Raw genomic sequence first — 23,979 nt, forward strand, 5'->3', positions numbered from 1 at the left:
AGCCATCGTTCAAGAAAGGTCCTTCGACATGAAAGCCATCGGTTACTACCAGTCCCTCCCCATCGACAACCCCGAGTCGCTGCAGGACATCGAATTGCCCACGCCCGCGGTCGGTCCGCGCGACCTGCTGGTGCGCGTCAAGGCCGTCTCGGTCAATCCGGTCGACACGAAGGTGCGCAAGAACATGGCGCCCGAAGCCGGCCACGCCAAGGTGCTGGGCTGGGACGCCGCGGGCACGGTCGAGGCCGTCGGCGCCGGGGTGAAGAATTTCAAGGTCGGCGACCGCGTGTACTACGCAGGCTCGATCGTCCGGCCCGGCACCAATGCGGAACTGCACGCCGTCGACGAGCGCATTGCGGCCCTCGCGCCCAAGAGCCTCGACGATGCGCAGGCTGCCGCACTGCCGCTGACCACCATCACCGCCTACGAACTGCTGTTCGATCGCCTCAAGGTGCCGAAAGGCGGCGGCGCGGGGCAGACGCTGCTGGTTACCGGCGGCGCCGGCGGCGTCGGTTCGATCCTGATCCAGCTCGCGCGCCAGCTCACGCAACTGCGCGTGGTGGCCACGGCTTCGCGCGCCGAGACGCGGGCGTGGTGCCTGGCACTGGGCGCGCACGCGGTCATCGACCATTCGAAGCCGCTTGCAACCGAGCTCAAGGCCGCGGGCATCGGCGAAGTCGACATGGTCGCCAGCCTCACGCAAACCGGCCAGCACTACGCGCAGATCATCGAAAGCCTCAAGCCCCAGGGCCAGCTGGCGGTGATCGACGACTTGCCGACGCTCGACGCGATGCCGCTCAAGACCAAGTGCATCTCGCTGCACTGGGAAATGATGTTCACGCGTTCGCGCTTCGAAACGCCGGACATCGCCGAGCAGGGCGCGCTGCTGGCCGAGGTGGCCGCATTGGTCGACGCGGGCCGCATCCGCACCACGGCAAACGCGAGCTTCGGCACCATCAACGCGGCCAACCTCCGCAAGGCGCATGCGCTGATCGAAAGCGGCACCGCGCAGGGCAAGGTGGTGCTCGCGGGGTTCTGAGCACAATCGGCCGCATGGCCGACAGCATCACCCCGCCCCTGATCGAATTCGAAACCCCGCGCCTTCGGCTGCGGCAGTGGCGCGAGAGCGATCTGGCGCCCTTTGCCGCGCTCGCGGCCGACCCCCAAGTCATGGCGTTTCTGCTGCCGCTTCCCACGCGGGCCGACAGCGATGCACTGGCCGAGCGCCTGAAGGCTCGCATCGACGAGAACGGCTGGGGCTTCTGGGCCGTCGAGCACAAGGACTCGGGCGAATTCGCCGGCTTCACGGGCCTGAACGTGCCGCTGGCGGCGCTGCCCTTCTCACCCTGCGTGGAGATCGGCTGGCGCTTCGGCAGAAAGTGGTGGCGCCAGGGGCTCGCGAGCGAGGCTGCGCGCGGCGCGCTGCAGGTCGGTTTCGAACGGCTCGGCTTCGACGAGATCGTGGCGTTCACCGCCGTCGGCAACCTTCGGTCGGCGGCAGTGATGGAGCGCATCGGCATGCATGAAGACGTGGCCGGCGCTTTCGATCACCCTTCGGTGCCCGAGGGGCACGCGCTGCGCCGGCACCGGCTCTACCGCATCGGCCGCCCTCCGCAACAACAACGCCGATGAGCGCGAACGGCGCCGGCCGCTACTTCGCGGCCGATACGCGCCAGACCACGTTGCCCACGTCGTCGGCCACCAGCAGTGCGCCGCTCTTGTCGAGCGCCACACCCACGGGCCGGCCCTGCGCCTTTTCGTCCGCCGAGAGAAAACCGGTCAGCACATCGACCGGAGGCCCGCTCGGCTTGCCGCCGGTGAAGGGCACGAACACCACCTTGTAACCCGACTTGGGCTTGCGGTTCCACGAGCCGTGCTCGCCGATGAAGGCACCGCTCGCAAATTGCGGCGGCATGCCGCGGCCGTCCGAAAAGACCAGGCCGAGCGGCGCGACATGGGAGCCCAGGGCGTAGTCGGGCGCGACGGCCTTGGCGACCATTTGCGGGTTCGGCGGCGTGACGCGCGCATCCACATGGTTGCCGAAATAGCTCCAGGGCCAGCCGTAGAAGGCGCCGTCCTTCACCGAGGTAAGGTAGTCGGGCACCAGGTCGCTGCCGATCTCGTCGCGCTCGTTGACCACGGTCCAGAGCTCCTTGGTCTCCGGATGCCAGGCCAGCCCGTTCGGGTTGCGCAGGCCGCTCGCGAACAGGCGCTTCTCGCCGCTCTTCACGTCCACCTCCCAGATGGCGGCACGCCCTTCTTCGGCCGCCAGCCCGTTCTCGCCGATGTTGCTGTTGGAGCCGACCGTGACGTAGAGCTTGGTGCCCTCCGCATTGGCAATCACGTTCTTGGTCCAGTGGTGGTTGATGCCCGCGGGCAGCGGCGTCACCACTGTGGGCGCAGCGCTCGCCGCGGTCTGGCCTTCGGTGTACGGCACCTTGACCAGCGCATCGGCGTTGGCAATGAAAAGCTCGTTGCCGACCAGCGCCATGCCGAACGGCGAGCCCAGGTTCGACAGGAACACCTGCTTCACTTCGGCCGCCCCATCGCCGTCGGCATCGCGCAGCAGCGTGATGCGGTTGGGGCTGGGCACGCCGGCACCGGCGCGGCTCATGACCTTGTCCATGACCCATTTGCGGATCTTGCCCATGGGGCCGCTGTTGCTGTCGGCGCCTTCCGGTTTGGGGGGCTTGTTGCTTTCGGCCACCAGCACGTCGCCGTTGGGCAGGGTGTACACCCAGCGCGGATGGTCCAGCCCGCGCGCCAGCGCCTGCACGCGCAAGCCCGTGGCAGGCTTCGGGGCGGCGGCATCGGCCCAGCCGACGGCGGTGGCCACGTTGACGGTGGGAATCAGCGTCTTGTTGGGCTCGGCCAACTGCGGGCGCGGCCCGACGGTGGCTTCGGGCGCCACCTTGGCGGTTTCACCGCAGCCGGCCAGCGCCAGCGCGGCGGCGACTGCTGCGGTCACAGTGGCCTTGGAGGCCAGCGAGGAAACGGCGATGTCAGGAACCTTCATTCGCTCTCCTTGGTTGTTGCGGCAACCAGGCCGCATCCGGACAGATCATGCGGACGGCACCCGCGGGGACTGTCGGTCATGGGCGCTTTTTGGCGTGGGCGCACCTCATTCACGCATCGCCGCTACCATCGCCGCATGACCGACGACCTGTTCCGCGCCGACGCGTACCTGCGCGCCTGCGAAGCCCGCATCCTGCGCATCGACGACTCCGGCATCGTGCTGGACCGTACCGTGTTCTACCCGCTCGGCGGCGGACAGGCCGGCGACGCGGGCGTGCTGGCGCTGGCGGACGGCCGGGAAGTCGTCATCGCCGACACCCGCAAGGCCAAGAATGAAGAAGGCCAGCCCACCAGCGAATTCGTTCACGTGCCCGCGCCCGAACAGGCCGAACTGCTGGCTGCCTTGAAGCCGGGCGATACAGTCACCGCGCGCCTCGACTGGGAGCGCCGCCACCGGCTGATGCGCTTTCACACCGCCAGCCACCTGCTGTGCCACCTGGTGCCTGTGCCCGTGAATGGCTGCTCGATCACGCCCGACTATGCGCGCATCGACTTCCACATGACCGACCCGCTCGACAAGGAAGCGCTGACCGCCGGCCTCGCCCGGCTGGTGCAAGCGGCCCATCCGCTGACCGTGGGCGCCATCACCGACGAAGAGCTCGACGCCAACCCGGCGCTGGTGAAGAGCATGAGCGTGCAGCCGCCGCGCGGCACGGGCACGGTGCGCACCATTCGCATCGGCGGCGAGGGCGAGGCGCAGATCGACTTTCAGCCTTGCGGCGGCACGCATGTTGCAAACACTGCCGAGATTGGCGCGGTGATGGTCACCAAGATCGAGAAAAAGAGCGCCAACAGCCGCCGCGTGGTGCTGGGCTGGGCCGCTTGAGCGCCCATACTGCCCGGAACTTCGCACCGCCCGCCCGCTCCGACTGATCGGCATGATCCTCTCCCGCTTTCATTTTTTAGCTACGTTTCTGGTAGCAACCGCCGCAGCCTGCATGCCGGCCGCAGCGCAATTGGCCTCCAAGCCAGGTGCCGTCGTCACCACCCCCCACGTGCGCGCCGAACTGGTCGCGCATGCGCCCAACGGCGTGTCCCCGGGCGCACCGGTCTGGGTCGGGCTGCAGATCACCCATCAGCCCGAGTGGCACACCTACTGGAAGAACGCCGGCGATTCCGGCTTGCCGACCGAGTTGAACTGGACGCTCCCGGCGGGCGTCGCCGCCGGCGAGATCGCCTGGCCGGTGCCGAAGAAGATCCCGATCGGCAACCTCGCCAACTACGGCTACGAGGGCACGGTGCTGCTGCCGGTGCCGCTCGAGGTGTCGAGCAATTTCAAGCCGCCGCTGGCGCTGGGCACAGGCGCCTCGGGCCTCGACATCCGCCTGAAGGCCACATGGCTGGTGTGCCGCAAGGAATGCATTCCCGAGGAAGGCGAGTTCACGCTGGCCCTGCCGCTGCAGGGCTCGACCGCGCTGCACAAGGCCGAGTTCGACGCCGCCCAGGCCGCACAGCCGCAGCCGCTCGACAAGCCGGGCACCGTGGAAGTCAGCGGCAACAACCTGCAGGTGCGGCTCGAAGGCCTGCCCGCGGCCGCGCAGGGCAAGACCCTTGGCTTCTTCCCCGAAACGCCCGAGCTGATCCGCACCGCGGCGGTCTCGGGCAAGGACTGGACGCAAAGCTGGCAGGGGGGCACCTGGACCGCCACCTTGCCGCTGGCCGACCAGCGCAGCGCCAGCCCCACCACCTTGCCGCTGGTGGTGACGCTGGCCGAAGGCGACCGGCAGCCCGGGCAGCCGGTGGCTTGGCGTACCGAGGCGCCGGTCAGCGGCACTTGGCCGACCACCGCGCCGCGCGCCGAGGTTTCGCCCGCGCTGCAGGCCGCGCTTGCCGCCAATGCGGCGAATGCGGCTGCCGCCCCCGCGCCGCCCGCGGACTTGCCGGCCCAGCCCGCCGGCACTTTTGTCGTCGCGCTGCTGGGCGCCGTGCTCGGCGGCCTGCTGCTCAACCTCATGCCCTGCGTGTTTCCCATCCTGGCCATCAAGGTGCTGGGCTTCGCGCGGCAGGCGGGCAACCGCAGCGCCCACCGCACGGCGGGCCTGGCCTACACGGGCGGCGTGATGCTCTCGTTTCTCGCGCTGGGCGGCGCCATGCTCGCCCTGCGCGCGGCGGGGGCCCAGCTCGGCTGGGGCTTCCAGCTGCAATCGCCGGCCGTGGTGGCGGCGCTGGCGGCGCTGTTCACGCTCATCGGCCTCAACCTTGCGGGCGTTTTCGAGTTCGGCCGCGCGGCACCGCTGTCGGTGTGTTCCGCCCAGGCCAAGCACCCGATCGCCAACGACTTTCTTTCCGGCGTGCTGGCGGTGGTGATCGCTTCGCCCTGCACCGCGCCGTTCATGGGCGTTTCGCTCGGCTTTGCCATCGGCCTCCCCGCCGCGCAGGCCCTGCTGCTGTTCGCGGCGTTGGGCCTCGGGCTGGCGCTGCCCTACCTGGTGGCCGGTTTCGTTCCGGCGATTGCGCGGCTGCTGCCCAAGCCCGGACCGTGGATGAACACGCTGCGCCGGCTGCTGGCGTTCCCGATGTTCGCGACCGTGGCGTGGCTGGTCTGGGTGCTGGGGCAGCAAAGCGGCATCGACGGCGCGGGCACGCTGCTCGCGCTGCTGGTGTGCATGGCCGCCATCGTCTGGGCGCTGACGCTGCGCGGCCGCGCGCGGCTGGTCATTGCCACGGTGCTGGTCGCCTTTACCGCGGTGCTCACCGCGGCCATCGGCCGCAACGTGCTGCAGACCGTGGAGCCGGCCAAGCTCGCGTCCTCCTCCAATGCCGGCCAGCGCTGGCAGCCCTGGTCGGCCGAACGCGTGGTCGAGCTCACGGGCGCGGGGCAGCCGGTGTTCATCGACTTCACGGCCGCCTGGTGCGTGACCTGCCAATACAACAAGAAGGCCACGCTGGCCGATGCCGATGTGCTGGCCGACTTCGACGGCAAGAAAGTCGCGATGCTGCGCGCCGACTGGACGCGCCGCGACCCCGCCATTACCGCGGCGCTGACCTCGCTCGGGCGCAGCGGCGTGCCGCTGTATGTGCTGCAGGCGCCCGGCAAGCCGCCGGTCGTCCTGACCGAAATCCTGGGCAAGGACGAAGTTCGCGCAGCGCTGGCCGCGCTTTGACCCCCGGCGTGACATGGGTTGTCACATGCACTTGAGAAAAGCGGCCTAAGCTGTCGCCGTTGTTTGTTTTTTTATTCTGGAGTTCAAGCTGGCCATGTCACTTTCGCCATCGTCCGACTCGCGTTCCATTCGTGCCGCGCGCCACGCCCGCGCCGCCCTCACCCGCGCCTCGCGCCGCGCCGTCGTGGCCGCAGCCGTGGCGCTCGGCGCCACCTTCCTGATGGGCAACAACGCCTTTGCAGCGCCTGCCGTGGGCCAGCAGGCGCCCGATTTCGTTGCCGTGGACACCAGCGGCGCCAAGCACAAGCTCTCCGACTTTGCCGGCAAGTTCGTGGTGCTCGAGTGGACCAACCCGGGCTGCCCGTTCGTGCGCAAGCACTACAACAGCGGCAACATGCCCGCCACGCAAAAGTCGGCCACGGCCAAGGGCGTGGTGTGGCTGTCGGTCAACTCCACCGAGCGCGCAGCCAGCGACTACCTTCAGCCCGCCGCGCTCGACGCATGGATGAAGTCGCAAAAGGCCGCGCCCACCGCGGTGCTGATGGACGAAGACGGCGTGATCGGCCAGGCCTACGGCGCGCGCACCACGCCGCACATCTTCATCATCGACCCCAAGGGCGTGCTGGTGTACGCGGGCGGCATCGACAGCATTGCCTCGGCCCGGCCCGACGACATCAAGAGCGCGACCAACTACGTGAACCAGGCGCTCGGCGAAGCCTTCGGCGGCAAGCCGATCTCTGCAGCCTCGACGCGGCCGTACGGCTGCTCGGTCAAATACAAGACCTGAAACAAGACCTGAAGTAAAAGCCGGCAGTGACAGGTACCTGACCGCGGTGGTCAGGCAACGGTCGGGAACCCCGGCCTACCCTTGGGCGAACTACTTCGCCCAAGGGGACAACGAAATGAATCCTGCGCACACCGCCGCGCAACCGGGCCCGGCCGCCCGCGCCGCTCCAGGCACCGCCGCCGCCACAGCCGCTGCTTCGACGTCCTCTTCCTCCTCTTCCTCGAAATTCGCCACCGTCCTGCGCGTGACAGGCGGCAATTTCATGGAGATGTTCGACTTCTTCCTGTTCGGCTTCTACGCCACGCAGATCTCGAAGGCCTTCTTCCCGGCCGGCGACGAATTCGCGTCGCTGATGCTGACCTTCATGACCTTCGGCGCAGGCTTCCTGATGCGGCCGCTGGGTGCGATTTTTCTTGGCGCCTACGTCGACCGCGTCGGCCGCCGCAAGGGCCTGATCGTCACGCTCGCGCTGATGGCGCTGGGCACCCTGCTCATCGCCTGCGTGCCGGCCTACGCGACCATCGGCTTTGCCGCGCCGCTGCTGGTGTTGGTCGGCCGGCTGCTGCAGGGCTTCTCGGCCGGTGTGGAGTTGGGCGGTGTCTCGGTCTACCTCTCCGAGATGGCCACGCCGGGGCGCAAGGGCTTTTACGTGAGCTGGCAATCGGCCAGCCAGCAAGTCGCGATCGTCGTGGCGGCGGCGCTCGGCTATTGGCTGAACGTGACCTTCACCTCGCAGCAAATCGGCGACTTCTACTGGCGCATTCCGTTCTTCGTCGGCTGCCTGATCGTGCCGGTGCTGTTCGTCATTCGCCGCTCGCTGCAAGAGACCGAGGAGTTCATGGCACGCAAGCACCGCCCAGATGCGCGCGAAATCTTCCAGTCGATGATCGCCAACTGGGGCCTCGTGGCGGCCGGGATGATGCTGGTGTCGATGACCACCGTGTCGTTCTACCTGATCACGGTCTACACGCCGACCTTCGGCAAGTCGGTGCTGCACCTGAGCACGACCGATGCGCTCGTCGTCACGCTGTGCGTGGCGGTCTCCAACTTCATCTGGCTGCCGATCATGGGCGCGCTCTCCGACCGCGTGGGCCGCAAGCCGCTGTTGATCCTGTTCACGGCGCTGACCATCCTGACCGCGTACCCCTCGCTCAAGTGGCTGGTAGGCGCGCCGAGCTTCGCGCGCATGCTCGAAGTGGAACTGTGGCTGTCGTTCCTCTACGCGAGCTACAACGGCGCGATGGTGGTGGCGCTCACCGAGGTGATGCCTGTCAACGTGCGCACCGCCGGCTTCTCGCTGGCCTACAGCCTGGCGACGGCGCTGTTCGGCGGCTTCACCCCAGCCATTGCCACCGGCCTGATCGAGATGACCGGCGACAAGGGCGCACCGGGTCTGTGGATGACCGCGGCTGCGGTCTGCGGGCTGCTCGCCACGTTGATGCTGTATCGGCGCCAGGTGAATCCTGCGGATTCGGTACGGGTGCCGGTGGTCTGATTTTTGGTTCTTGCCGCGCCTGCCGGTTCGGGGTGCGCACCCGCCGACGGGGTACCTTGCTCCGCGAATGTCCCCCGGCCTGCGGCCTCCTCCTTTATTTCGCTGCGCAAGGCACCCCATCGACGTGAGCGTTGCACAGAGCGGTGGTTGATCGAGCGGAACAATCGCAGCGCCCGGTGTGCACAGGGCATCGGGTGCTCCCCGCAGCGAAATAAAGGAGGAGCCGAAGGCGGGGGACATTCGCGGAGGGGAGTACCCGGTGGCCTGTGCACGCGCCCTGAACAGCGGCGCCCTGAACAACAGCGCCCAGAACAACAACCCCCAGAACAGCAGCACTCGAAAAGAAAGCACAGCCCCCTGCGACAATCAGGACATGCCTTTCGCCCCATTACAAAACGACACTTTCCTGCGGGCCTGCTGGCGCCAGGCCACGGACCACACCCCCGTCTGGCTCATGCGCCAGGCCGGTCGCTACCTGCCCGAGTACGTGGCCACCCGTGCCAAAGCCGGCAGCTTCATGGGGCTCGCGACCAACACAGACTACGCGACCGAAGTCACGCTGCAGCCGCTCGAACGCTATCCGCTCGATGCCGCCATCTTGTTCTCCGACATTCTCACCGTGCCCGACGCCATGGGCCTGGGCCTCTCGTTCGAGGCCGGCGAAGGCCCCCGCTTCGCGCGCCCGGTGCGCGACGAAGTATCCGTTGCGGCGCTCGAAGTGCCCGACATGGCCAAGCTGCGCTACGTGTTCGACGCCGTGGCGTCGATCCGCAAGGCGCTCGACGGCCGCGTGCCGCTCATCGGTTTTTCGGGCAGCCCCTGGACGCTCGCCTGCTACATGGTCGAAGGCGCTGGCTCCAGCGACTATCGGCTCGTGAAGAGCATGCTCTACAGCCGCCCCGACCTGATGCACCGCCTGCTCGCGGTCAATGCCGACTCCGTGGCCACCTACCTCAATGCGCAGATCGACGCCGGCGCGCAAGCCGTGATGGTGTTCGACAGCTGGGGCGGCGTGCTGGCCGACGGCGCGTTTCAGGAGTTCAGCCTTGCCTACACCGCACGCGTGCTGGCCGGCCTGAAGCGCAGCGGTGCCGACGGCCAGCCCGTGCCGCGCATCGTGTTCACCAAGGGCGGCGGCCTGTGGCTCGAAGCCATGCGCGAACTCGACTGCGAAGTGCTCGGCGTCGACTGGACCGTGAACCTCGCGTCCGCGCGCCGCCTGGTCGGCGAAGGCAATGACGACAAGGCCAAGGCCCTGCAGGGCAACATCGACCCCAACGTGCTGTTCGCGCCCCCGGCGCAGATCGAGGCCGAGGTCGCCAAGGTGCTGCAGGCTTTCGGCAAGCCGCATGCCGGCTCGGCCAAGGGGCCGACCCACATCTTCAACCTGGGCCACGGCATCAGCCAGTTCACCCCGCCCGACCACGTGGCGGCGCTGGTGCAGGCGGTGCACGCACAATCCCGCGCGCTGCGCGGTTGAAACTGTTACCCGACGGGCCTGCGCGCGTCGGCGAACTGGTTTTCCCTGAAAAGCAGTTCGCAGCCGTTTGTCAAGCGTAAAAACGGTGTAGGAGGCCCGACTTATGCACAAAACACGTGCTGCAGTGCGCAAGATTATCTGAGGCGGGCCCCTCTTTGCTCCTAAACAAGTAGCGCGCGTAAGTGGTTGATTTATATAGGATTTGAACTTTGCTTTTTTTGAGGGCAATCCAGTCAGACGCTTGATTTTCAAGGCTCCGCGGCGTGTCGAGCCCTGTTGTCAACAAAGTTATCCACAGAATCTCTGGATGAGCTTCAAAGCACAGGAAAATCAACGACTTAAGTGATTTTGCTCAAAGTCGCATTAACAAACCTTGCCAACAGAGACGCCCATTTCCACCGCCAGCAGCCCTGCCCCGGAAACCCCGGCAGCGCCGGCGAACACGCCCGCCGCGATGGCTTGGCGGCTCGACATCGCCGTTCAAACGCCGGCGCACGCGGCGCTTGGCGATCTGCTGAGCTACGCCAGCGCGGCGCCGCTCGCCCCCGGCACGCTGGTACGGGTGCCGCTGGGCCGGCGCGAAGTGCTGGGCGTGGTCTGGAACGACCCCAGCTCGCTGGAGGGCGCCGAGCCCGACATGGCGCTCAAGCCCGTGGGTGCGGCGCTCGATGCGCTCGCGCCGCTCGGCGAAGCCTGGCGCGATCTCGTCGCCTTTGCCGCGCGGTACTACCAGCGCTCGATCGGCGAGATCGCGCTCGCGGCCCTGCCGCCGCAGTTGCGCGACCTGACCGGCACGCAACTGGAACGCCGCCTGAAGCGCAAGACCACGACGGGGCCGGTCGCCGAGACCGCCGAAGCCGCCAACCTGATCGCGCTCAGCCCGGAGCAAACCGCAGCCCTCGCGCGCATCGAGGCCGAGACAGGCACCTTCCTGCTGGTTGGCAGCACCGGCAGCGGCAAGACCGAGGTGTACCTGCGCTGCGTGGCCGACCTGCTCGCGCGCGACGCCGGCGCGCAGGCGCTGGTGATGGTGCCCGAGATCAACCTCACGCCGCAGCTCGAAGCGCGCTTCAAGGCACGCTTCGGGGACGATGCGGTGGTGTCGCTGCACAGCGGCATGACCAACCCGCAGCGGCTCGCAAGCTGGCTTGCGGCGCACAGCGGGGCCGCGCGCATCGTGCTGGGCACGCGCATGGCGGTGTTCGCGTCGATGCCGGGGCTCAAGCTCATCGTGGTCGATGAAGAGCACGACCCCAGCTACAAGCAGCAGGAAGGCGCACGGTATTCGGCGCGCGACCTCGCCGTGTGGCGCGGCCAGCGCGAACGTGCGAAGGTCATCCTCGGCTCGGCCACGCCGTCGCTCGAGAGCTGGCACCAGAGCCGCCCCGCCGAGGGCGAAGACCCGGGCGGGCGCTATGTGCGGCTGGCCATGCCCTCGCGCATCGGCGCCGGCGAACTGCCTGGCGTGCGGCTGGTCGACATGAACCTGCAGCCGCCCAAGACCGTGCTCTCGGCCGCGCTGCTCGACGCCATCGGCCAGCGCATTGCGCGCGGCGAACAGAGCATGGTGTTCCTGAACCGCCGCGGTTATGCGCCGGTGCTGGCCTGCGCCGATTGCGGCTGGAAGAGCGAATGCCCGCACTGCAGCGCCTACCGCGTGTTCCACAAGATCGATCGCACGCTGCGCTGCCACCACTGCGGCTTTACCGAGCGCGTGCCGCGCGCCTGCCCGGCGTGCGGCAACCCCGACATCGCGCCGGTGGGCCGCGGCACCGAGCGGCTCGAAGAGCACCTGGCCGAGCTGTTCGCCAGCGTGAAGCGGCCCGACGGCAACGCGGTGCGCATTGCGCGCATCGATGCCGACAGCACCAAGAAGCAGGGCGCACTCGAATCGCAGCTCGCGTCGGTGCACTCGGGCGAGGTCGACGTGCTGGTCGGCACGCAGATGATTGCCAAGGGGCACGACTTCCGGCGCATCACGCTGGTGGCCGCCGTGAACCCCGACGGCGCGCTGTTCTCCAGCGACTTTCGCGCGCCCGAGCGGCTGTTCAGCCTGCTGATGCAATCGGCCGGACGCGCGGGGCGCGATGCCGCGTTCCTGGCAGCGCAAGGCGCCACGGCCGAGATGTGGATCCAGACGCACCATGCGCAGCATCCGCTCTTTGCCGCGCTGCGAAGGCACGACTACGCCGCTTTCGCGCGGCAGCAGCTCGAAGAGCGCGCCGCGGCCGGCATGCCGCCGTTTGCATTCCAGGCATTGCTGCGCGCCGATGCGCGCTCGCAGGAAGCCGCGCAGGCCTTCTTGAATGCGGCGAGCACCGCGGCCGATGCACTCGAAGGCGCCGACCGCGTGCTGCGCTACCCCGCAGTGCCGCTGGCCATTCAGCGCGTGGCCAATGTGGAACGGGCGCAGATGCTGATCGAAAGCCCGTCGCGCGCCGCGCTGCAGCGCCTGCTGGCAGCCTGGCAGCCGCTGCTGCACGCGTTGCGGCGCACGCCCGAGGGCAAGGGCGTGATCCGCTGGCTGGTCGACGTCGACCCGCACAGCATTTGAGGCAGCGGCCTTTTACCGAGGCCGGCCTTTGTCAGTGGTGCAGGCCCGCGGGCTCCTTGCCCATGTCGACGTAGCGCAGCTCGCTGCTGCGCCGCCGAGCGATGCTTCCGGGCCATGCGAACACCACCAGGCTCAAGGCGCCCAACGCGAGCGAGGTGGCGGTGCCGAGGGTGTCGGCATGCCACAACCAGCCCACGCTGGCGACCCAGGCCAGCCACAGCAGAATACGAACAAGTATTGCCATAGTGCCCCCATACATACTTTGATTTGCAAACACTTTAGCAGTGTTTTGAAAACACAAGCACTCATCTGTAGTGGTAACGATAGCTATGGCTTATGGCCTACACGCGAATCGGAAATAATCTGAAAAAGCGGTTGACTGCATGCCCACCCGCTATTCAAGCTGTTACAGCGCGGGCCCGTTCCGGCCTCGCGCGTCAAGCAAGAATGCTGGTCGCCAGGGGTTGCCGTGAAACTGCCTTCATCGCTCGGTTGGGCTCTTCTTTTTGCATGCTTCGCATGCTCCGCGGCCGAACTCGAACTGCAGGGCAGCCGGCTGGTGGTGTCGGGCATGCTCGACGGCACAGCCATCAAGGCCTTTACCGAGCACCTAGGCAAAGGCACGGTGCGCACCGTGGTGTTCGAGGACTCGTTCGGCGGCACCGCCGAAGCAGCCGGCGCCTATGCCGAGGCCATTCGCTCGAGCGGCGTGGAAACCGAAATCCGCGGCCAGTGCCTGGCCGCCTGCGCCTACGCCTTTCTCGCCGGCAAGACGCATCGCTTCGGTGACGGCTTCCAAGTGAACGGCGTGCTGCTGCCGGTGGCCGCCAGGCCCACCGCCTCCGAACTGGCCATGCGGTGGCGCGGCGGCGAAGTGCACAAGACACTGGCCGAGTTCTCGCCAGCCTCCGCCGTTGCCGCCGGCTCTGGCAGCGCTGCGGAACTCGGCTCCGAGCCGGTCAAGGACAACTGGCAGCCCGATCACGGCGTGCTCTTCACGGCCAGCCCCACGCTGTTCGGCTACATCTACAACGCGTTCTATTGCGACGGCACCCAGGGCCGCGACTTCACCAAGTGCGAGCGCCTTTCGGACGCCGATCCGTTCAAGCTCGGCGTGCTGACACCCTGATTCAACAGCAGCGCCTTGCAGCGCCCCGGCTCAGCGCAGCAGGCCCACGGCCAACGGAAAACTGAAGAAGGTTGCGACCGTCGTCCACAGGATGATGCGTGCGATGCGGCCGTTGTCGGCGCCGAAGCGCTCGGCCAGCATGGCCACGTTGCTGGCGCTCGGCAGCGCCGCCACCAGCACGATCACCACCAGCGCCGAAGAAGAGAGCGGCAGCCCGAGCGCAATGGCGCCCTGCCCCAGCGCCCACACCAGCAGCGGATGCACGAGCAGCTTGACGCCCACCACCGGCAGCACGTCGGCGAGCGGCGCCTTGCGTGCAAGCGCCGACTTCACCCCCATGGCCGCGGCCACTTCCGCGCTGGCCGCGTGCTCGCGGGCGAGCAGCGCCGACCGCGCCAGCACGGCGCCAATGGTGAAGAGCGCCACTGGCGAAGCCGCATCGGCCAGCATGGCCACGGTGCGCTCCACGGGCCCCGGCAGGCGCCAGCGCGCGGCCGAGAGCAGCACGCCCAGCAGAATGGACCACGGCATCGGATTGACCAGCACGCCGCGCAGCGCCTGGCGCGCCGCCTGCCGCGGGCCGTGATGTCCCGCACCACCGCCCGCGCTGCCGGCGCCATCGAGCCGCGAGAGGGCAATGCACAGCGACGAGGTCACGACCAGGTCGAACGCAATGGTGATGATCATCGGCCCCGCCGCCTGCGCACCCAGCAGCGCCACCAGGAGCGGCACGCCCATGAAGCCGGTGTTCGGAAACGCCGCCACCAGCGCGCCGAAGGCGCCGTCGTTCCAGCCGATGCGCGCATTGCGGGTGAAGACGACCGTGCCCGCCACCACGGCCAGCGCGCTCACGCCCCAGACCAGTGCAACGCTGCCGTCGAGCAGTTGCCCGATCGGCGTGCCGGCGCCAAAGCGCAACAGCATGCAAGGCAGCGCGAAATACAGCACGAAGGTGTTGAGGCCGGGAATCGCGTCCAGCGGCAGGACGCGCGCGCGTGCCGCGCCATAGCCGGCGGCAATCAACGCGAAGAAAGGAAAGGTAACGAGAAATACAGGCAGCACCGGCTGATTGTCGTTGCATCCCGCATGGTGAACTTCGGCGGGGTTGCGCGAGAGCTGCGCCCCGTATCATTGCCCGCTTTGCGCCTGCCCGTTCCCTCGCGGCCTTCCGTTCCCACTCCTCATGTCTTCCGGTCTCAATCTCGCGCAACAAGAAGCTGTCAATTACCTGCATGGCCCCTGCCTCGTGCTCGCGGGTGCGGGCTCGGGCAAGACGCGCGTCATCACGCACAAGATCGGCCGGCTGATCCAGGCCGGCCTGGAGCCCAAGCGCATTGCGGCCATCACATTCACCAACAAGGCCGCGAGCGAAATGCGCGAGCGCGCCAAGGGGTTGATCGGCCGTGACGCGAAGCATGTGGTGATCTGCACCTTTCACGCGCTGGGCGTGCGCATGATGCGCGAAGACGGCGCCGTGCTGGGCCTGAAGCCGGCCTTCAGCATCCTGGACAGCGACGACGTCACCAAGATATTGAAGGACGCCGGCGGCACCACCGACACCGCCACCGCGCGCATCTGGCAGTGGACCATCAGCAAGTGGAAGAACATGGGGCTGAACGCCGCACAGGCCGAGGCCGCCGCGGTGGACGACAACGAGCGCATCACCGCGCGGATCATGGCGCGCTACGAAGAGCGGCTCACGGCCTACCAGAGCGTCGATTTCGACGACCTCATCGGCATGCCGCTCAAGCTGCTGCGCGACTATGAAGAGGTGCGCACCAAGTGGCAAAACACGCTGGGCCATATCCTGGTGGACGAATACCAGGACACCAACGCCACTCAATATGAAGTGCTGAAGGCGCTGGCCGGCGCACGCGGTCGCTTCACCGCGGTGGGCGACGACGACCAGTCGATCTACGGCTGGCGCGGCGCCACGCTGGACAACCTGCGCAAGCTGCCGGTCGACTACCCGGACCTGAAGGTCATCAAGCTGGAGCAGAACTACCGCTCCACCAGCGCAATCCTGCGGGCGGCCAACAACGTGATCGGCCCCAACCCGAAGCTGTTTCCGAAGACGCTGTTCTCCGAGCTGGGCGAAGGCGAGCCGGTGCGCATTGTCGATGCCGACTCCGAGGCGCACGAGGCCGAGCGCGCGGTGGCGCGCATCATCAGCCTGCGCGCGGGCGACGCCACGGCGCAGGGCAAGCAGTACAAGGAGTTTCGCGACTTCGCCATTCTTTACCGCGCCAACCACCAGGCGCGCGTGTTCGAGCAGGCGCTGCGCAAGGCACAGATTCCCTACAAGGTCTCGGGCGGGCAGAGCTTCTTCGATCGCGCCGAAATCAAGGACCTGTGCGGCTGGTTCCGCCTGTGGGTCAACAACGACGACGACCCGGCGTTCCTGCGCGCCATCACCACGCCCAAGCGCGGCATCGGCCACACCACGCTCGCGAGCCTCGGCACCTTTGCCAGCCAGTACAAGCTGAGCCTGTTCGAAGCGCTCTTCAGCCCGTCGCTACCGAGCGTGATGCCCAAGCGCACGCTGGAGGGCATCCACGAGTTCGGCCGCTACATCAACGACCTGGAATACCGCGCGCGCCGCACCATGGGCGCAGAAGATTCGCGCACCTTCATGCTCGACTGGCTGAAGGAGATCGACTACGAGAAGCACCTGTACGAGGGCGAGGACAGCGAACAGGCCGCGGCCGCGCGCTGGACCAACGTGCTGGAGTTCGTCGACTGGATGTCGCAGCGCGCCGGCGGCGTGATCGACGATGCCTCGGGCGCCGACAACAACGTCGAGAGCGAACGCAAGAGCCTGCTCGAAGTGGCGCAGACCATCTCGCTGCTCTCGACCATCAGCGAGCGCGAGCAGGACCAGAACGTGGTCACGCTCTCTACGCTGCATGCCTCCAAGGGCCTCGAGTGGCCGCACGTGATGCTGATCGGCGTGACCGAGGGGCTGCTGCCCTTCAAGCTCGAGGACGACAACGGCCGCCAGCTGAAGGTGAGCGACGAAACGCTGCAGCGGCTGCAGGAAGAGCGCCGCCTCATGTACGTGGGCATCACGCGCGCGCAGCGCAGCCTGGCCGTGAGCTGGACCAAGAAGCGCAAGCAGGGCCGCGAGATGGTGCCCTGCGTACCGAGCCGCTTCATCGCCGAAATGGGCCTGGACAAGGCCACCACACGCGAAGACCCGCGCGAGAAGCTCAAGGCCCTGCGTGCCGAGTTCGCGCGCAAGGCCCAGGACAGTGCTGCGGCTGCGGCGGCGGCCGCCTCCGCGTCATGAAGGCGCGAATCCTGCTGCTGTCGCTGGCCGCGCTCTGCACCGCATGCGCCGGCCCCGGGGCTCGGAACGCGGCACCGCCCGGATGCCCCGCCACCGCGCGCGACCTGCCGGTGGAAGCGCTGTACGGCAACTGGCAGGCGCGCTTCGACGGCCTTCCGGGCGCGGCCACGGTCGTGCTTGGCAAGCACCCCGAATACGTGGGCGTGCGCGGCACCATCACACGTGCGGCAGGTGCTCCTTCGGGCAACGCATCGGTCGCGCAGCTGGCGGGCGATGTCGACGACGAGGGGCAGCTCGCCATCGACGAATCGCTCGACGGGCGCAGCATCAGCGGCGTGTGGTCGGGCACGCTGCAGCCGGACTCCTGCGGGCGCGAGTTCAGGGGCACCTGGCGCAACGCCGCCGACGAAACCACACATCCCTTCACTCTGAAAAAGACGGAAAGGACCGCAGAGAAATGAATCCACTCCATCTACGCACCACCCTTGCCGCGAGCCTTCTGGCGCCCGGCCTCTTTGCGTCGTCTCTGGCCAGCGCACAAGCGGTGGAAAAACCTTCCAGCCCGCTGGCCGATGCCCAACTGACCTGGCAGCAGTGCGCTGCACTGGGCAACAACAACGAAGCCCGGCTGGCCTGCTTCGACCGCTGGGCGCAGCAGCAGACGCTGCCTTCGGTGTCGGTGCCCGTGGCGCCGCCGGTGTTGGCAAGTACCCAGCCGGCGCCGCCGGTGGACGGTTCCGTGCCGGCCACGCGCGTGGTGTCGGTCGCCACCAGCGAGGGCTGCCGCGACAGGCAGTATTCGGCGCTGTCGCGCTTCTGGGAGCTGGAAAACGGCAGCGACTGCGGCACCTTCGTGTTCCGCGGCTACCGGCCGCTGAACGTGTCGGCTTCGGCCGCCACCAGCAAGCCCGACACGCCCACGTCGCCGTCCGAAGGCCACACCGCCTCGCCGGTGGACTACCAGGCCAATGAAATGCGCATCGGCCTTTCGGTGCGTACCAAGATTGCGCAGGGCCTGCTCACGCAGAACGACCCGATCAAGAAAGACTCCCTCTGGTTTGCGTATTCGCAGCAGTCGACGTGGCAGCTGTTCAACGGCTCGATCTCCCGGCCTTTCCGCACCACCGACCACGAGCCCGAGATGATGTATGTCTACCCGCTCGACTTCAGGCTGCCCGGTGGCTGGCGCTGGCGCTATGCGGGCGTGGGCCTGGTGCACCAGTCGAACGGCCAGAGCCTGCCGCTGTCGCGCAGCTGGAACCGCGTCTACCTGATGGGCGGCGCCGAGCTCGACGACCGCTTCAGCATCACCGGGCGCGTCTGGCAGCGGCTGTCGGAGAGCGTGGCAAAGGACGACAACCCCGACATCTCCAGCTACATCGGCCGCGCCGAGGTCACGGGCCGCTGGAACTTCAACCGCGACAACACGCTGGCCCTCACCGTGCGCAACAACCTGCGCGACAGCGGACGCGGCTCGGTGCGGCTCGAGTGGCTGAAAGCCATCGGCGACCCGACCACCAGCAACCTGCGTTTCCACACGCAGCTGTTCCATGGCTACGGCGATACGCTGGTGGACTACAACCGGAAGCGCACCGTGCTGAGCATTGGCCTCAGCCTGGTGGACTTTTAATTCGCCCCGATGAATGCACAGAAAGGTTCGTGTCATGAATGCAGATGAACTTGCCCCCGTGGACGCTTTGCAGCGCGAGATCATTGCCACGCTGCACGTGGCGCCGGTGTTCGACGCCGCACACGAAGTCGAGCGGCGCATCGGCTTTCTGGCCGGCTACCTGCGCGGCACGGGCCTGAAGTCGCTGGTGCTGGGCATCAGCGGCGGCGTCGATTCGCTGGTGGCCGGATGCCTTGCGCAACGCGCGGTGGAACGGCTGCGCGCCGAAGGCCGGGACGCCACCTTCATTGCCATGCGGCTGCCCTACGGCGTGCAGAAGGACGAGGCCGAGGCGCAGCGCTCGCTCGAGGTGATCAGGCCCGACCGCACCCTCACCGTCGACATCCGGCCCGCGGCGGACGGCATGCTCGCCGCACTGAAGGCCGGCGATCTGGTGTTCCGCGATGCGGCGCATGAAGACTTCGTGCTCGGTAACATCAAGGCGCGCCAGCGCATGATTGCGCAGTTCGCGGTGGCCGGCGCGCACGACGGCATCGTCATCGGCACGGACCACGCGGCCGAGGCGTTGATGGGCTTCTTCACCAAGTTCGGCGACGGCGCAGCCGACGTGACGCCGCTCACCGGCCTAAACAAGCGGCGCGTGCGCGCGCTCGCACAACAGCTCGGCGCGCCCGACGCGCTGGTGTTCAAGGTGCCGACGGCCGACCTCGAATCTCTGGTGCCGCAAAAGCCCGACGAAGATGCGTTCGGCGTGAGCTACGAGCAGATCGACGATTTCCTCGAGGGCAAGCCGGTGTCCGCGGCGGCACGCGAGATCATTCTTTCAACGCACCGCAAGAGCGCCCACAAGCGGGCGCTGCCGGTGGAGCCGCCGCTCCCGGCCTAGGCGCGGGGCGACTCGAGCAGTTGCTCGAGCAGCGCGGTCAGCTTGTCGACGTCCACGGGCTTCGTCAGGTGCGCGCGAAAGCCCGCCTCGAGGCTGGTGTCCCGGTCGCTGGCCTGGCCGTAGCCGGTAATGGCAATCAGCGGCGGCGGGTTGATCATCTCGGCCCGCAGGCGCCTGGCGACTTCATGTCCGTTCAGGTCGGGCAGGCCGATGTCCAGCAGCACCACGTCGGGGTCTTGCGCCTTCACCGCCTCGATGGCTGGCAGGCCGCCATGCGCAACGCTGGACTTGTAGCCCAGCGCCTCCAGCAGCAGCGCCATGGTTTCGGCCGCGTCCACGTTGTCGTCCACCACCAGCACGCGCTGCTCGCCCACGGGCCGCGGCTCGGCTTCCAGCGTGGCAATCGGCGGCTGGGTCGTCTGGAACTGCACCACGAACTCGCTGCCTTCGCCCGGCCGGCCGGTGCTGAACGCACTCACCCGGCCGCCGTGCAGCGTCGTCAACTGCTGCACGAGGCTGAGCCCCAGGCCCAGGCCGCCCTGCGACCTTGCCATGTTCTGCTCGCCCTGAACGAACAGGTCGAAGATCCGCTGCAGGTCCTTGGGCGGTATGCCGGGGCCGTCGTCGCGCACGCTGATGTCGGCATCCTCGCCAACCTGCGAGAGCGAGACATGGACGTTGCCACTGTTGTGGGTGAACTTCGCGGCGTTGTGAATCAGGTTGCTGACGATCTGGATGAGCCGCGCACGGTCTCCCGATATCCAGGGATCGGCTTCCTGGTATTGCAGGTGCAGCGTCTGCGACTTGCTCTCGATCAGCGGCCGCACCGCCTCGGCGGCCTCGGCGATGGCCTCGCGCAGGCGAACCGGCTTGCTCTCCAGGTGGATCTTGCCGCTCGTGATGCGGCCCACGTCGAGCAGGTCGTCCACCAGCCGCGTCATCTGCCTGAGCTGCCGGCCGATGATGTCGCGGGTGTGGGCGATGACCGCCGATTCCGTTTTCTCGCGCTTCAGCAGCTCGAGCGCATTCGAAATCGGCGCCAGCGGATTGCGCAGCTCGTGCCCGAGCATTGCCAGGAAGTTGGTAACGCGGCGCCCTTCGTCTTCGAGCGCGGTCACGCGGCGCCGCTCGGTCAGGTCGCGCGTGACCTTGGCAAAGCCCCGGTGCCGCCCGGTGGCGTCGTGCAGCGCGGTAATGACCACGCTGGCCCAGAAGCGGCTGCCGTCCTTGCGGATGCGCCAGCCTTCGTCCTCGAAGCGCCCGTCGCGCAGCGCGTTTCGCAGCTCCTGCTCGGGCCAGCCGATTGCGGCAACCTCGGGCGGATAGAACACCGAGAAGTGCTGGCCGATGATCTCCGAGGCCTCGTAGCCCTTGTTCTTTTGCGCGCCGAGGTTCCAGCTCACGATGTGGCCGCCTGGGTCGAGCATGAAGATCGCATAGTCCTTCACGCCCTCGACCAGCAGCCGGAAGCGCTCTTCGCTCATGCGCAGCATCTCGTCCTGGCGGCGGCGCTCGCTGAGGTCTCTCGTGATCATCGAGAAGCCGCGGATTTCCCCATTGGCGCCGATGATTTGCGTGATGACCACGCTGGCCCAGAAGCGCGTGCCGTCCTTGCGCAGGCGCCAGCCTTCTTCTTCCATGCGGCCGGCCTCGCGCACCGTTGCCAGCGCGCGGTCGGGCTGGTTCTGCTCGAGCAGTTCGCTCGGATAGAAAAGCGAGAAATGCCGCCCGATCGCTTCCGCGGCGTCATACCCCTTGAGCTTTCGCGCGCCATCGTTCCAGCTGATGACGATGCCCCCGGGGTCCAGCACGATGATGGAATAGTCCGAGACCGACTCGACCATCAGCCGGAAATCGGCGTCGGCCAGAGTGCGTTGATTCAGAGGTGCACTCCCACCGCCGTGATCTGCCATTGCTCTTCTTCCTCCAGTGGCCGTGCATCGGTGCAACGGCATGCGGGCTCCCGCTTTTCTTGCGGCTGATGCCGAACTCCCGGGTTGCAGCGCCCGAACCTCGTGGCTGCCAATGCGGCAGGTGCCGCCAATTTAGGGCAGCAACAGGTACTTTTCGCGTAGGACAAGGACCAGATTGCGCCCGGCCGGGCCAGCCGCGGCGGCGTCAGGCGCTGGAAGGTTCCTGGCGGGACCATGGCGCGCTGTCCGGAGCCCTGGTCCGCGGCTCCGCCATCATGAAACGGTTCTTTCCCTCTTTCTTGGCAGCGTAAAGGGCCGCGTCGGCGCGCATGAACAAGGACGGCAGATCCTCATCTTCCTCCGCGATTGCGACGCCGATGCTGGCGGTCGCCTGCAGGGTGCGGCTGGAGAGGTGGAACGCCGGCCGCATTGCGGCAAGCACCTTCTCCGCGACGATCCCAGCCTCTGCAAGTCCATTGACTCCCTCGAGAAGGATCACGAACTCGTCGCCGGCGTAGCGCGCCGGCATGTCGGTTTCGCGCACGCTTTCCTTGAGCCGGCGGCCGAACTCCCTGAGCACCGCGTCGCCGGCCGCGTGGCCCAGCGAATCGTTGATCGACTTGAAGTAGTCGATGTCCAGGAACAGCAAGCACACCGGCTTTCCCGAGCGCCGCGACCTGGCCATGGCCTCGCGTGCATGCTCTTCGAACGAACGGCGGTTCGGCAAGCCCGTGAGCGCATCCTCCCGCGCGAGGGCGTCCAGCTGCCTCTGCTTCTGCTTCAGGTCCGTGACATCGTGCGCGATGATGTACAGCCCGACGACCGCGCCTTCGGCATCCCTGTGCGGCAGGTACGTCGTCTGCAGGGTCCGCTCGCCGATCAGCAACTGGGCTGTCTGCTCGAACGACAGCACCTCGCCCGCGAAGGCACGCGCCAGGAGCGGCTTGCGCACTTCGTAGTGCGCCTCGCCGATGGTCTCCCGGATGTGCCGGTTCATCATCGATGCCGGTTCCACGCCGAGCCACGCCAGGTACCTGCCGTTGCAGAAGACCACGCGCTCGCCGAGATCGAGTTCGGTCAGCAGCGCCGGCACGTTGTCGGTGAGCCCGCGCAGACGCCGCTCGCTGTCGGCGCTTCGCATCTCGGCCTGCTTGCGCTCGGTGATGTCGAAGGTCATCACGTAGTAGCCCACCACGCCGTCGTCGCGAACGTCTGGCAGCAGGTGGCATTCGAAGAAGCCTTCCTTGCCCTTGCGGTCATAGGTTCCTTCGGTGCGCGTGGGCGTTCCCTGGAGCGCCTTGGCAACCTGCGGTGCCAGTTGCCGGTAGACCGCGTCCGGCAGCGACTCCCGCATGGTCATGCGGCCGATGTCCGCCTGGGTTCTGCCTTGCATCCGCAGCCCCGCCTTGTTCGCGAAAAGGCAGCGCTGGTTGCTGTCGAAATAAGCGACCACGGCCGGCAGGTTGTCGGTCACATCGCGCAGGAATCTTTCACTCGACTTGACGCGCTCCTGGGCCGCCCGGCGTTCCCGCATGAGCGTGTCGAAGGTCTGCGAAAGATCGCCCACTTCGTCGCGGGCGGGCTCGTCCTCCAGCGGCGTGTAGGCGGAGTTCGCGCGCGAGACCTGCATGTGTTCGCGCAGGCGCGACAACGGCGCGAGCTGCGAGCGCACGTTCATGAAGGTGAGCCCGCCGGCCAGCAGCGTCAGCAGGAGTGCCCCCGCCCAGGCGAAGCGCTCGATCTGCTCCGCCTTGGCAAAGGCTTCCTGGCGCGGATACATCGCGCCCAGCACCCAGTTGGTCTGGCGGATGTGCTTGAACGCATAAAGGGCATGCACGCCCCTGCGGTTCACCCCTTCGGCTGCGCCCTCGAATCCGGCAATGGCGCGGTCGGCGGCGGCGTTGCGTATGCCGTCCGCGTCGATGTGCTGGAGCAGCCGGGACCTGTCCGGATGGTCGACGATGATGCCGCTGGTGTTGACGATGAACATGTACCCGCTCTTGCCGAATTTCACGTTGGCAAGCTCGCCCAGGAAGTTGTGCTCGCTGAGCGTGATGAAGGCGACGATGAGGTAGGCGATCTTGCCCTCGCGGTCCAGCACGGGTTCGGTCATGGCAACTTGCGCCAGCCCGCTGATGCGGTTCTTGAAGGGCTGGGAGATCATGCCCGCCTTGCCCGCGACCGTCTTCTGGAAGTAGTCGCGGTCCTTGACGTTGATCTTGCCGATCTGCTGCGCGCCGTTCATGTTGGCCACGATCTCGCCCTGCGCATCGATGAAGGCCACGTTGTCGAAGGCCTCCTTGAGCGACTTGTGCTGCATGACGAGGTCCTGCAGCCTATCGGCACCGGTGAAGTTGTGGCTCTCGACGCTGTCGCCGAAGGTCTTGAGCAAGGTGCGGCGGCTCAGGAATTTCTGGTCCACCGCGTCGGCAATGGCCGAGATCCGCTCGAAGTGTTCCTCGGCGATGGTCGCCTGCATGTTGCGCTTCATGAAATAGAGCGCGGCGGCGGAAATGCCTATGGTGGTCAGGAACACGATGGCCACCACGCCCGCCGAGAGGCGGGAACGCAAGCTGAAACGCGTCAGGTCGGGAATCGGAAGACGCATCGTATGTGGACTCCGATGGGGCGCGGTGT

Annotated in this window: 18 protein-coding genes; 13 read left to right on the forward strand and 5 right to left on the reverse strand. The window is 67.3% G+C overall.

Annotated elements, in window-relative coordinates:
* The first annotated feature begins 28 nt into the window (after nucleotides 1-28).
* Nucleotides 29-1,039: a zinc-binding alcohol dehydrogenase family protein gene (locus V9L20_RS20455; protein WP_337297990.1), complete on the forward strand. Its 1,011-nt coding sequence runs from the start codon at nucleotides 29-31 to the stop codon at nucleotides 1,037-1,039.
* A gap of 14 nt (nucleotides 1,040-1,053) precedes the next feature.
* Complete coding sequence (locus V9L20_RS20460; protein ID WP_337297991.1) at nucleotides 1,054-1,632, forward strand: GNAT family N-acetyltransferase; 579 nt, start codon at nucleotides 1,054-1,056, stop codon at nucleotides 1,630-1,632.
* 19 nt (nucleotides 1,633-1,651) lie between these two features.
* On the opposite strand, the gene V9L20_RS20465 is transcribed toward V9L20_RS20460, so the two are convergent.
* Entirely contained in the window at nucleotides 1,652-3,016 is a 1,365-nt protein-coding gene (locus V9L20_RS20465) for a PQQ-dependent sugar dehydrogenase (RefSeq protein WP_337297992.1), read from the reverse strand.
* A gap of 135 nt (nucleotides 3,017-3,151) precedes the next feature.
* On the opposite strand from V9L20_RS20465, the gene V9L20_RS20470 reads away from it, so the two are divergent.
* The 6 genes from V9L20_RS20470 (at nucleotide 3,152) to V9L20_RS20495 (ending at nucleotide 12,495) form a co-directional block, all read left to right on the forward strand.
* The gene (locus V9L20_RS20470) at nucleotides 3,152-3,901 is read left to right on the forward strand and encodes an alanyl-tRNA editing protein (protein WP_337297993.1); all 750 of its coding nucleotides are present in this window, start codon (nucleotides 3,152-3,154) and stop codon (nucleotides 3,899-3,901) included.
* Between the two features lie 112 nt (nucleotides 3,902-4,013).
* The gene (locus V9L20_RS20475) at nucleotides 4,014-6,179 is read left to right on the forward strand and encodes a protein-disulfide reductase DsbD family protein (protein ID WP_337297994.1); all 2,166 of its coding nucleotides are present in this window, start codon (nucleotides 4,014-4,016) and stop codon (nucleotides 6,177-6,179) included.
* 94 nt (nucleotides 6,180-6,273) lie between these two features.
* Nucleotides 6,274-6,966, forward strand: coding sequence for a redoxin domain-containing protein (locus tag V9L20_RS20480; RefSeq protein WP_258503881.1), 693 nt, complete (start codon nucleotides 6,274-6,276; stop codon nucleotides 6,964-6,966).
* Between the two features lie 115 nt (nucleotides 6,967-7,081).
* Entirely contained in the window at nucleotides 7,082-8,461 is a 1,380-nt protein-coding gene (locus tag V9L20_RS20485) for an MFS transporter (protein WP_337297995.1), read from the forward strand.
* 373 nt (nucleotides 8,462-8,834) lie between these two features.
* On the forward strand, nucleotides 8,835-9,941 hold the full coding sequence (gene hemE / locus V9L20_RS20490; protein WP_337297996.1) for a uroporphyrinogen decarboxylase: 1,107 nt from the start codon (nucleotides 8,835-8,837) through the stop codon (nucleotides 9,939-9,941).
* 454 nt (nucleotides 9,942-10,395) lie between these two features.
* On the forward strand, nucleotides 10,396-12,495 hold the full coding sequence (locus V9L20_RS20495; protein ID WP_337297997.1) for a primosomal protein N': 2,100 nt from the start codon (nucleotides 10,396-10,398) through the stop codon (nucleotides 12,493-12,495).
* Between the two features lie 31 nt (nucleotides 12,496-12,526).
* Here V9L20_RS20495 and V9L20_RS20500 read toward each other — a convergent pair whose 3' ends face one another.
* A complete protein-coding gene (locus tag V9L20_RS20500; protein WP_157611880.1) occupies nucleotides 12,527-12,739 on the reverse strand; it encodes a hypothetical protein in 213 nt (70 codons plus the stop codon).
* Nucleotides 12,740-12,964: 225 nt separating this feature from the next.
* Between V9L20_RS20500 and V9L20_RS20505 the strand changes: the two genes are divergently transcribed.
* A complete protein-coding gene (locus V9L20_RS20505) occupies nucleotides 12,965-13,624 on the forward strand; it encodes a hypothetical protein (protein WP_337297998.1) in 660 nt (219 codons plus the stop codon).
* Between the two features lie 30 nt (nucleotides 13,625-13,654).
* Here V9L20_RS20505 and V9L20_RS20510 read toward each other — a convergent pair whose 3' ends face one another.
* Complete coding sequence (locus tag V9L20_RS20510) at nucleotides 13,655-14,686, reverse strand: AEC family transporter (protein ID WP_337297999.1); 1,032 nt, start codon at nucleotides 14,684-14,686, stop codon at nucleotides 13,655-13,657.
* A gap of 121 nt (nucleotides 14,687-14,807) precedes the next feature.
* Between V9L20_RS20510 and V9L20_RS20515 the strand changes: the two genes are divergently transcribed.
* Genes V9L20_RS20515 through nadE form a run of 4 tightly spaced genes read left to right on the forward strand, consistent with a single transcriptional unit; the run spans nucleotide 14,808 to nucleotide 19,429 of the window.
* Nucleotides 14,808-16,913, forward strand: coding sequence for an ATP-dependent helicase (locus V9L20_RS20515; RefSeq protein WP_337298000.1), 2,106 nt, complete (start codon nucleotides 14,808-14,810; stop codon nucleotides 16,911-16,913).
* On the forward strand, nucleotides 16,910-17,374 hold the full coding sequence (locus V9L20_RS20520) for a hypothetical protein (protein ID WP_337298001.1): 465 nt from the start codon (nucleotides 16,910-16,912) through the stop codon (nucleotides 17,372-17,374). The genes V9L20_RS20515 and V9L20_RS20520 overlap by 4 nt, the downstream gene beginning before the upstream one ends.
* Nucleotides 17,371-18,543 carry a phospholipase A gene (locus tag V9L20_RS20525; RefSeq protein ID WP_337298002.1) on the forward strand — a complete coding sequence of 391 codons (1,173 nt, stop codon included), beginning with the start codon at nucleotides 17,371-17,373 and terminating at the stop codon, nucleotides 18,541-18,543. Before V9L20_RS20520 ends, V9L20_RS20525 begins: the two co-directional genes overlap by 4 nt.
* A 34-nt stretch (nucleotides 18,544-18,577) precedes the next feature.
* Entirely contained in the window at nucleotides 18,578-19,429 is an 852-nt protein-coding gene (nadE, locus tag V9L20_RS20530) for an ammonia-dependent NAD(+) synthetase (RefSeq protein ID WP_337298003.1), read from the forward strand.
* On the opposite strand, the gene V9L20_RS20535 is transcribed toward nadE, so the two are convergent.
* Both V9L20_RS20535 and V9L20_RS20540 read right to left on the reverse strand, forming a co-directional pair.
* Nucleotides 19,426-21,342: a PAS domain-containing hybrid sensor histidine kinase/response regulator gene (locus tag V9L20_RS20535; RefSeq protein WP_337298004.1), complete on the reverse strand. Its 1,917-nt coding sequence runs from the start codon at nucleotides 21,340-21,342 to the stop codon at nucleotides 19,426-19,428. The two genes, nadE and V9L20_RS20535, sit on opposite strands and share 4 nt — an antisense overlap.
* Before the next feature lie 205 nt (nucleotides 21,343-21,547).
* Entirely contained in the window at nucleotides 21,548-23,950 is a 2,403-nt protein-coding gene (locus V9L20_RS20540) for a sensor domain-containing diguanylate cyclase (protein ID WP_337298005.1), read from the reverse strand.
* Between the last annotated feature and the right edge of the window lie 29 nt (nucleotides 23,951-23,979).

It is taken from the genome of Variovorax sp. CCNWLW225 (assembly GCF_037204045.1).
GTDB lineage: Bacteria > Pseudomonadota > Gammaproteobacteria > Burkholderiales > Burkholderiaceae_C > Variovorax.

Excerpts from the sequence above, each read along its gene's own strand:
- V9L20_RS20455 (WP_337297990.1), top strand. The coding sequence starts at position 29 with ATGAAAGCCATCGGTTACTACCAGTCCCTCCCCATCGACAACCCCGAG.
- V9L20_RS20460 (WP_337297991.1), top strand. The coding sequence starts at position 1,054 with ATGGCCGACAGCATCACCCCGCCCCTGATCGAATTCGAAACCCCGCGC.
- V9L20_RS20465 (WP_337297992.1), bottom strand. The coding sequence starts at position 3,016 with ATGAAGGTTCCTGACATCGCCGTTTCCTCGCTGGCCTCCAAGGCCACT.
- V9L20_RS20470 (WP_337297993.1), top strand. The coding sequence starts at position 3,152 with ATGACCGACGACCTGTTCCGCGCCGACGCGTACCTGCGCGCCTGCGAA.
- V9L20_RS20475 (WP_337297994.1), top strand. The coding sequence starts at position 4,014 with ATGCCGGCCGCAGCGCAATTGGCCTCCAAGCCAGGTGCCGTCGTCACC.
- V9L20_RS20480 (WP_258503881.1), top strand. The coding sequence starts at position 6,274 with ATGTCACTTTCGCCATCGTCCGACTCGCGTTCCATTCGTGCCGCGCGC.
- V9L20_RS20485 (WP_337297995.1), top strand. The coding sequence starts at position 7,082 with ATGAATCCTGCGCACACCGCCGCGCAACCGGGCCCGGCCGCCCGCGCC.
- hemE (WP_337297996.1), top strand. The coding sequence starts at position 8,835 with ATGCCTTTCGCCCCATTACAAAACGACACTTTCCTGCGGGCCTGCTGG.
- V9L20_RS20495 (WP_337297997.1), top strand. The coding sequence starts at position 10,396 with ATGGCTTGGCGGCTCGACATCGCCGTTCAAACGCCGGCGCACGCGGCG.
- V9L20_RS20500 (WP_157611880.1), bottom strand. The coding sequence starts at position 12,739 with ATGGCAATACTTGTTCGTATTCTGCTGTGGCTGGCCTGGGTCGCCAGC.
- V9L20_RS20515 (WP_337298000.1), top strand. The coding sequence starts at position 14,808 with ATGTCTTCCGGTCTCAATCTCGCGCAACAAGAAGCTGTCAATTACCTG.
- V9L20_RS20520 (WP_337298001.1), top strand. The coding sequence starts at position 16,910 with ATGAAGGCGCGAATCCTGCTGCTGTCGCTGGCCGCGCTCTGCACCGCA.
- V9L20_RS20525 (WP_337298002.1), top strand. The coding sequence starts at position 17,371 with ATGAATCCACTCCATCTACGCACCACCCTTGCCGCGAGCCTTCTGGCG.
- nadE (WP_337298003.1), top strand. The coding sequence starts at position 18,578 with ATGAATGCAGATGAACTTGCCCCCGTGGACGCTTTGCAGCGCGAGATC.
- V9L20_RS20535 (WP_337298004.1), bottom strand. The coding sequence starts at position 21,342 with ATGGCAGATCACGGCGGTGGGAGTGCACCTCTGAATCAACGCACTCTG.
- V9L20_RS20540 (WP_337298005.1), bottom strand. The coding sequence starts at position 23,950 with ATGCGTCTTCCGATTCCCGACCTGACGCGTTTCAGCTTGCGTTCCCGC.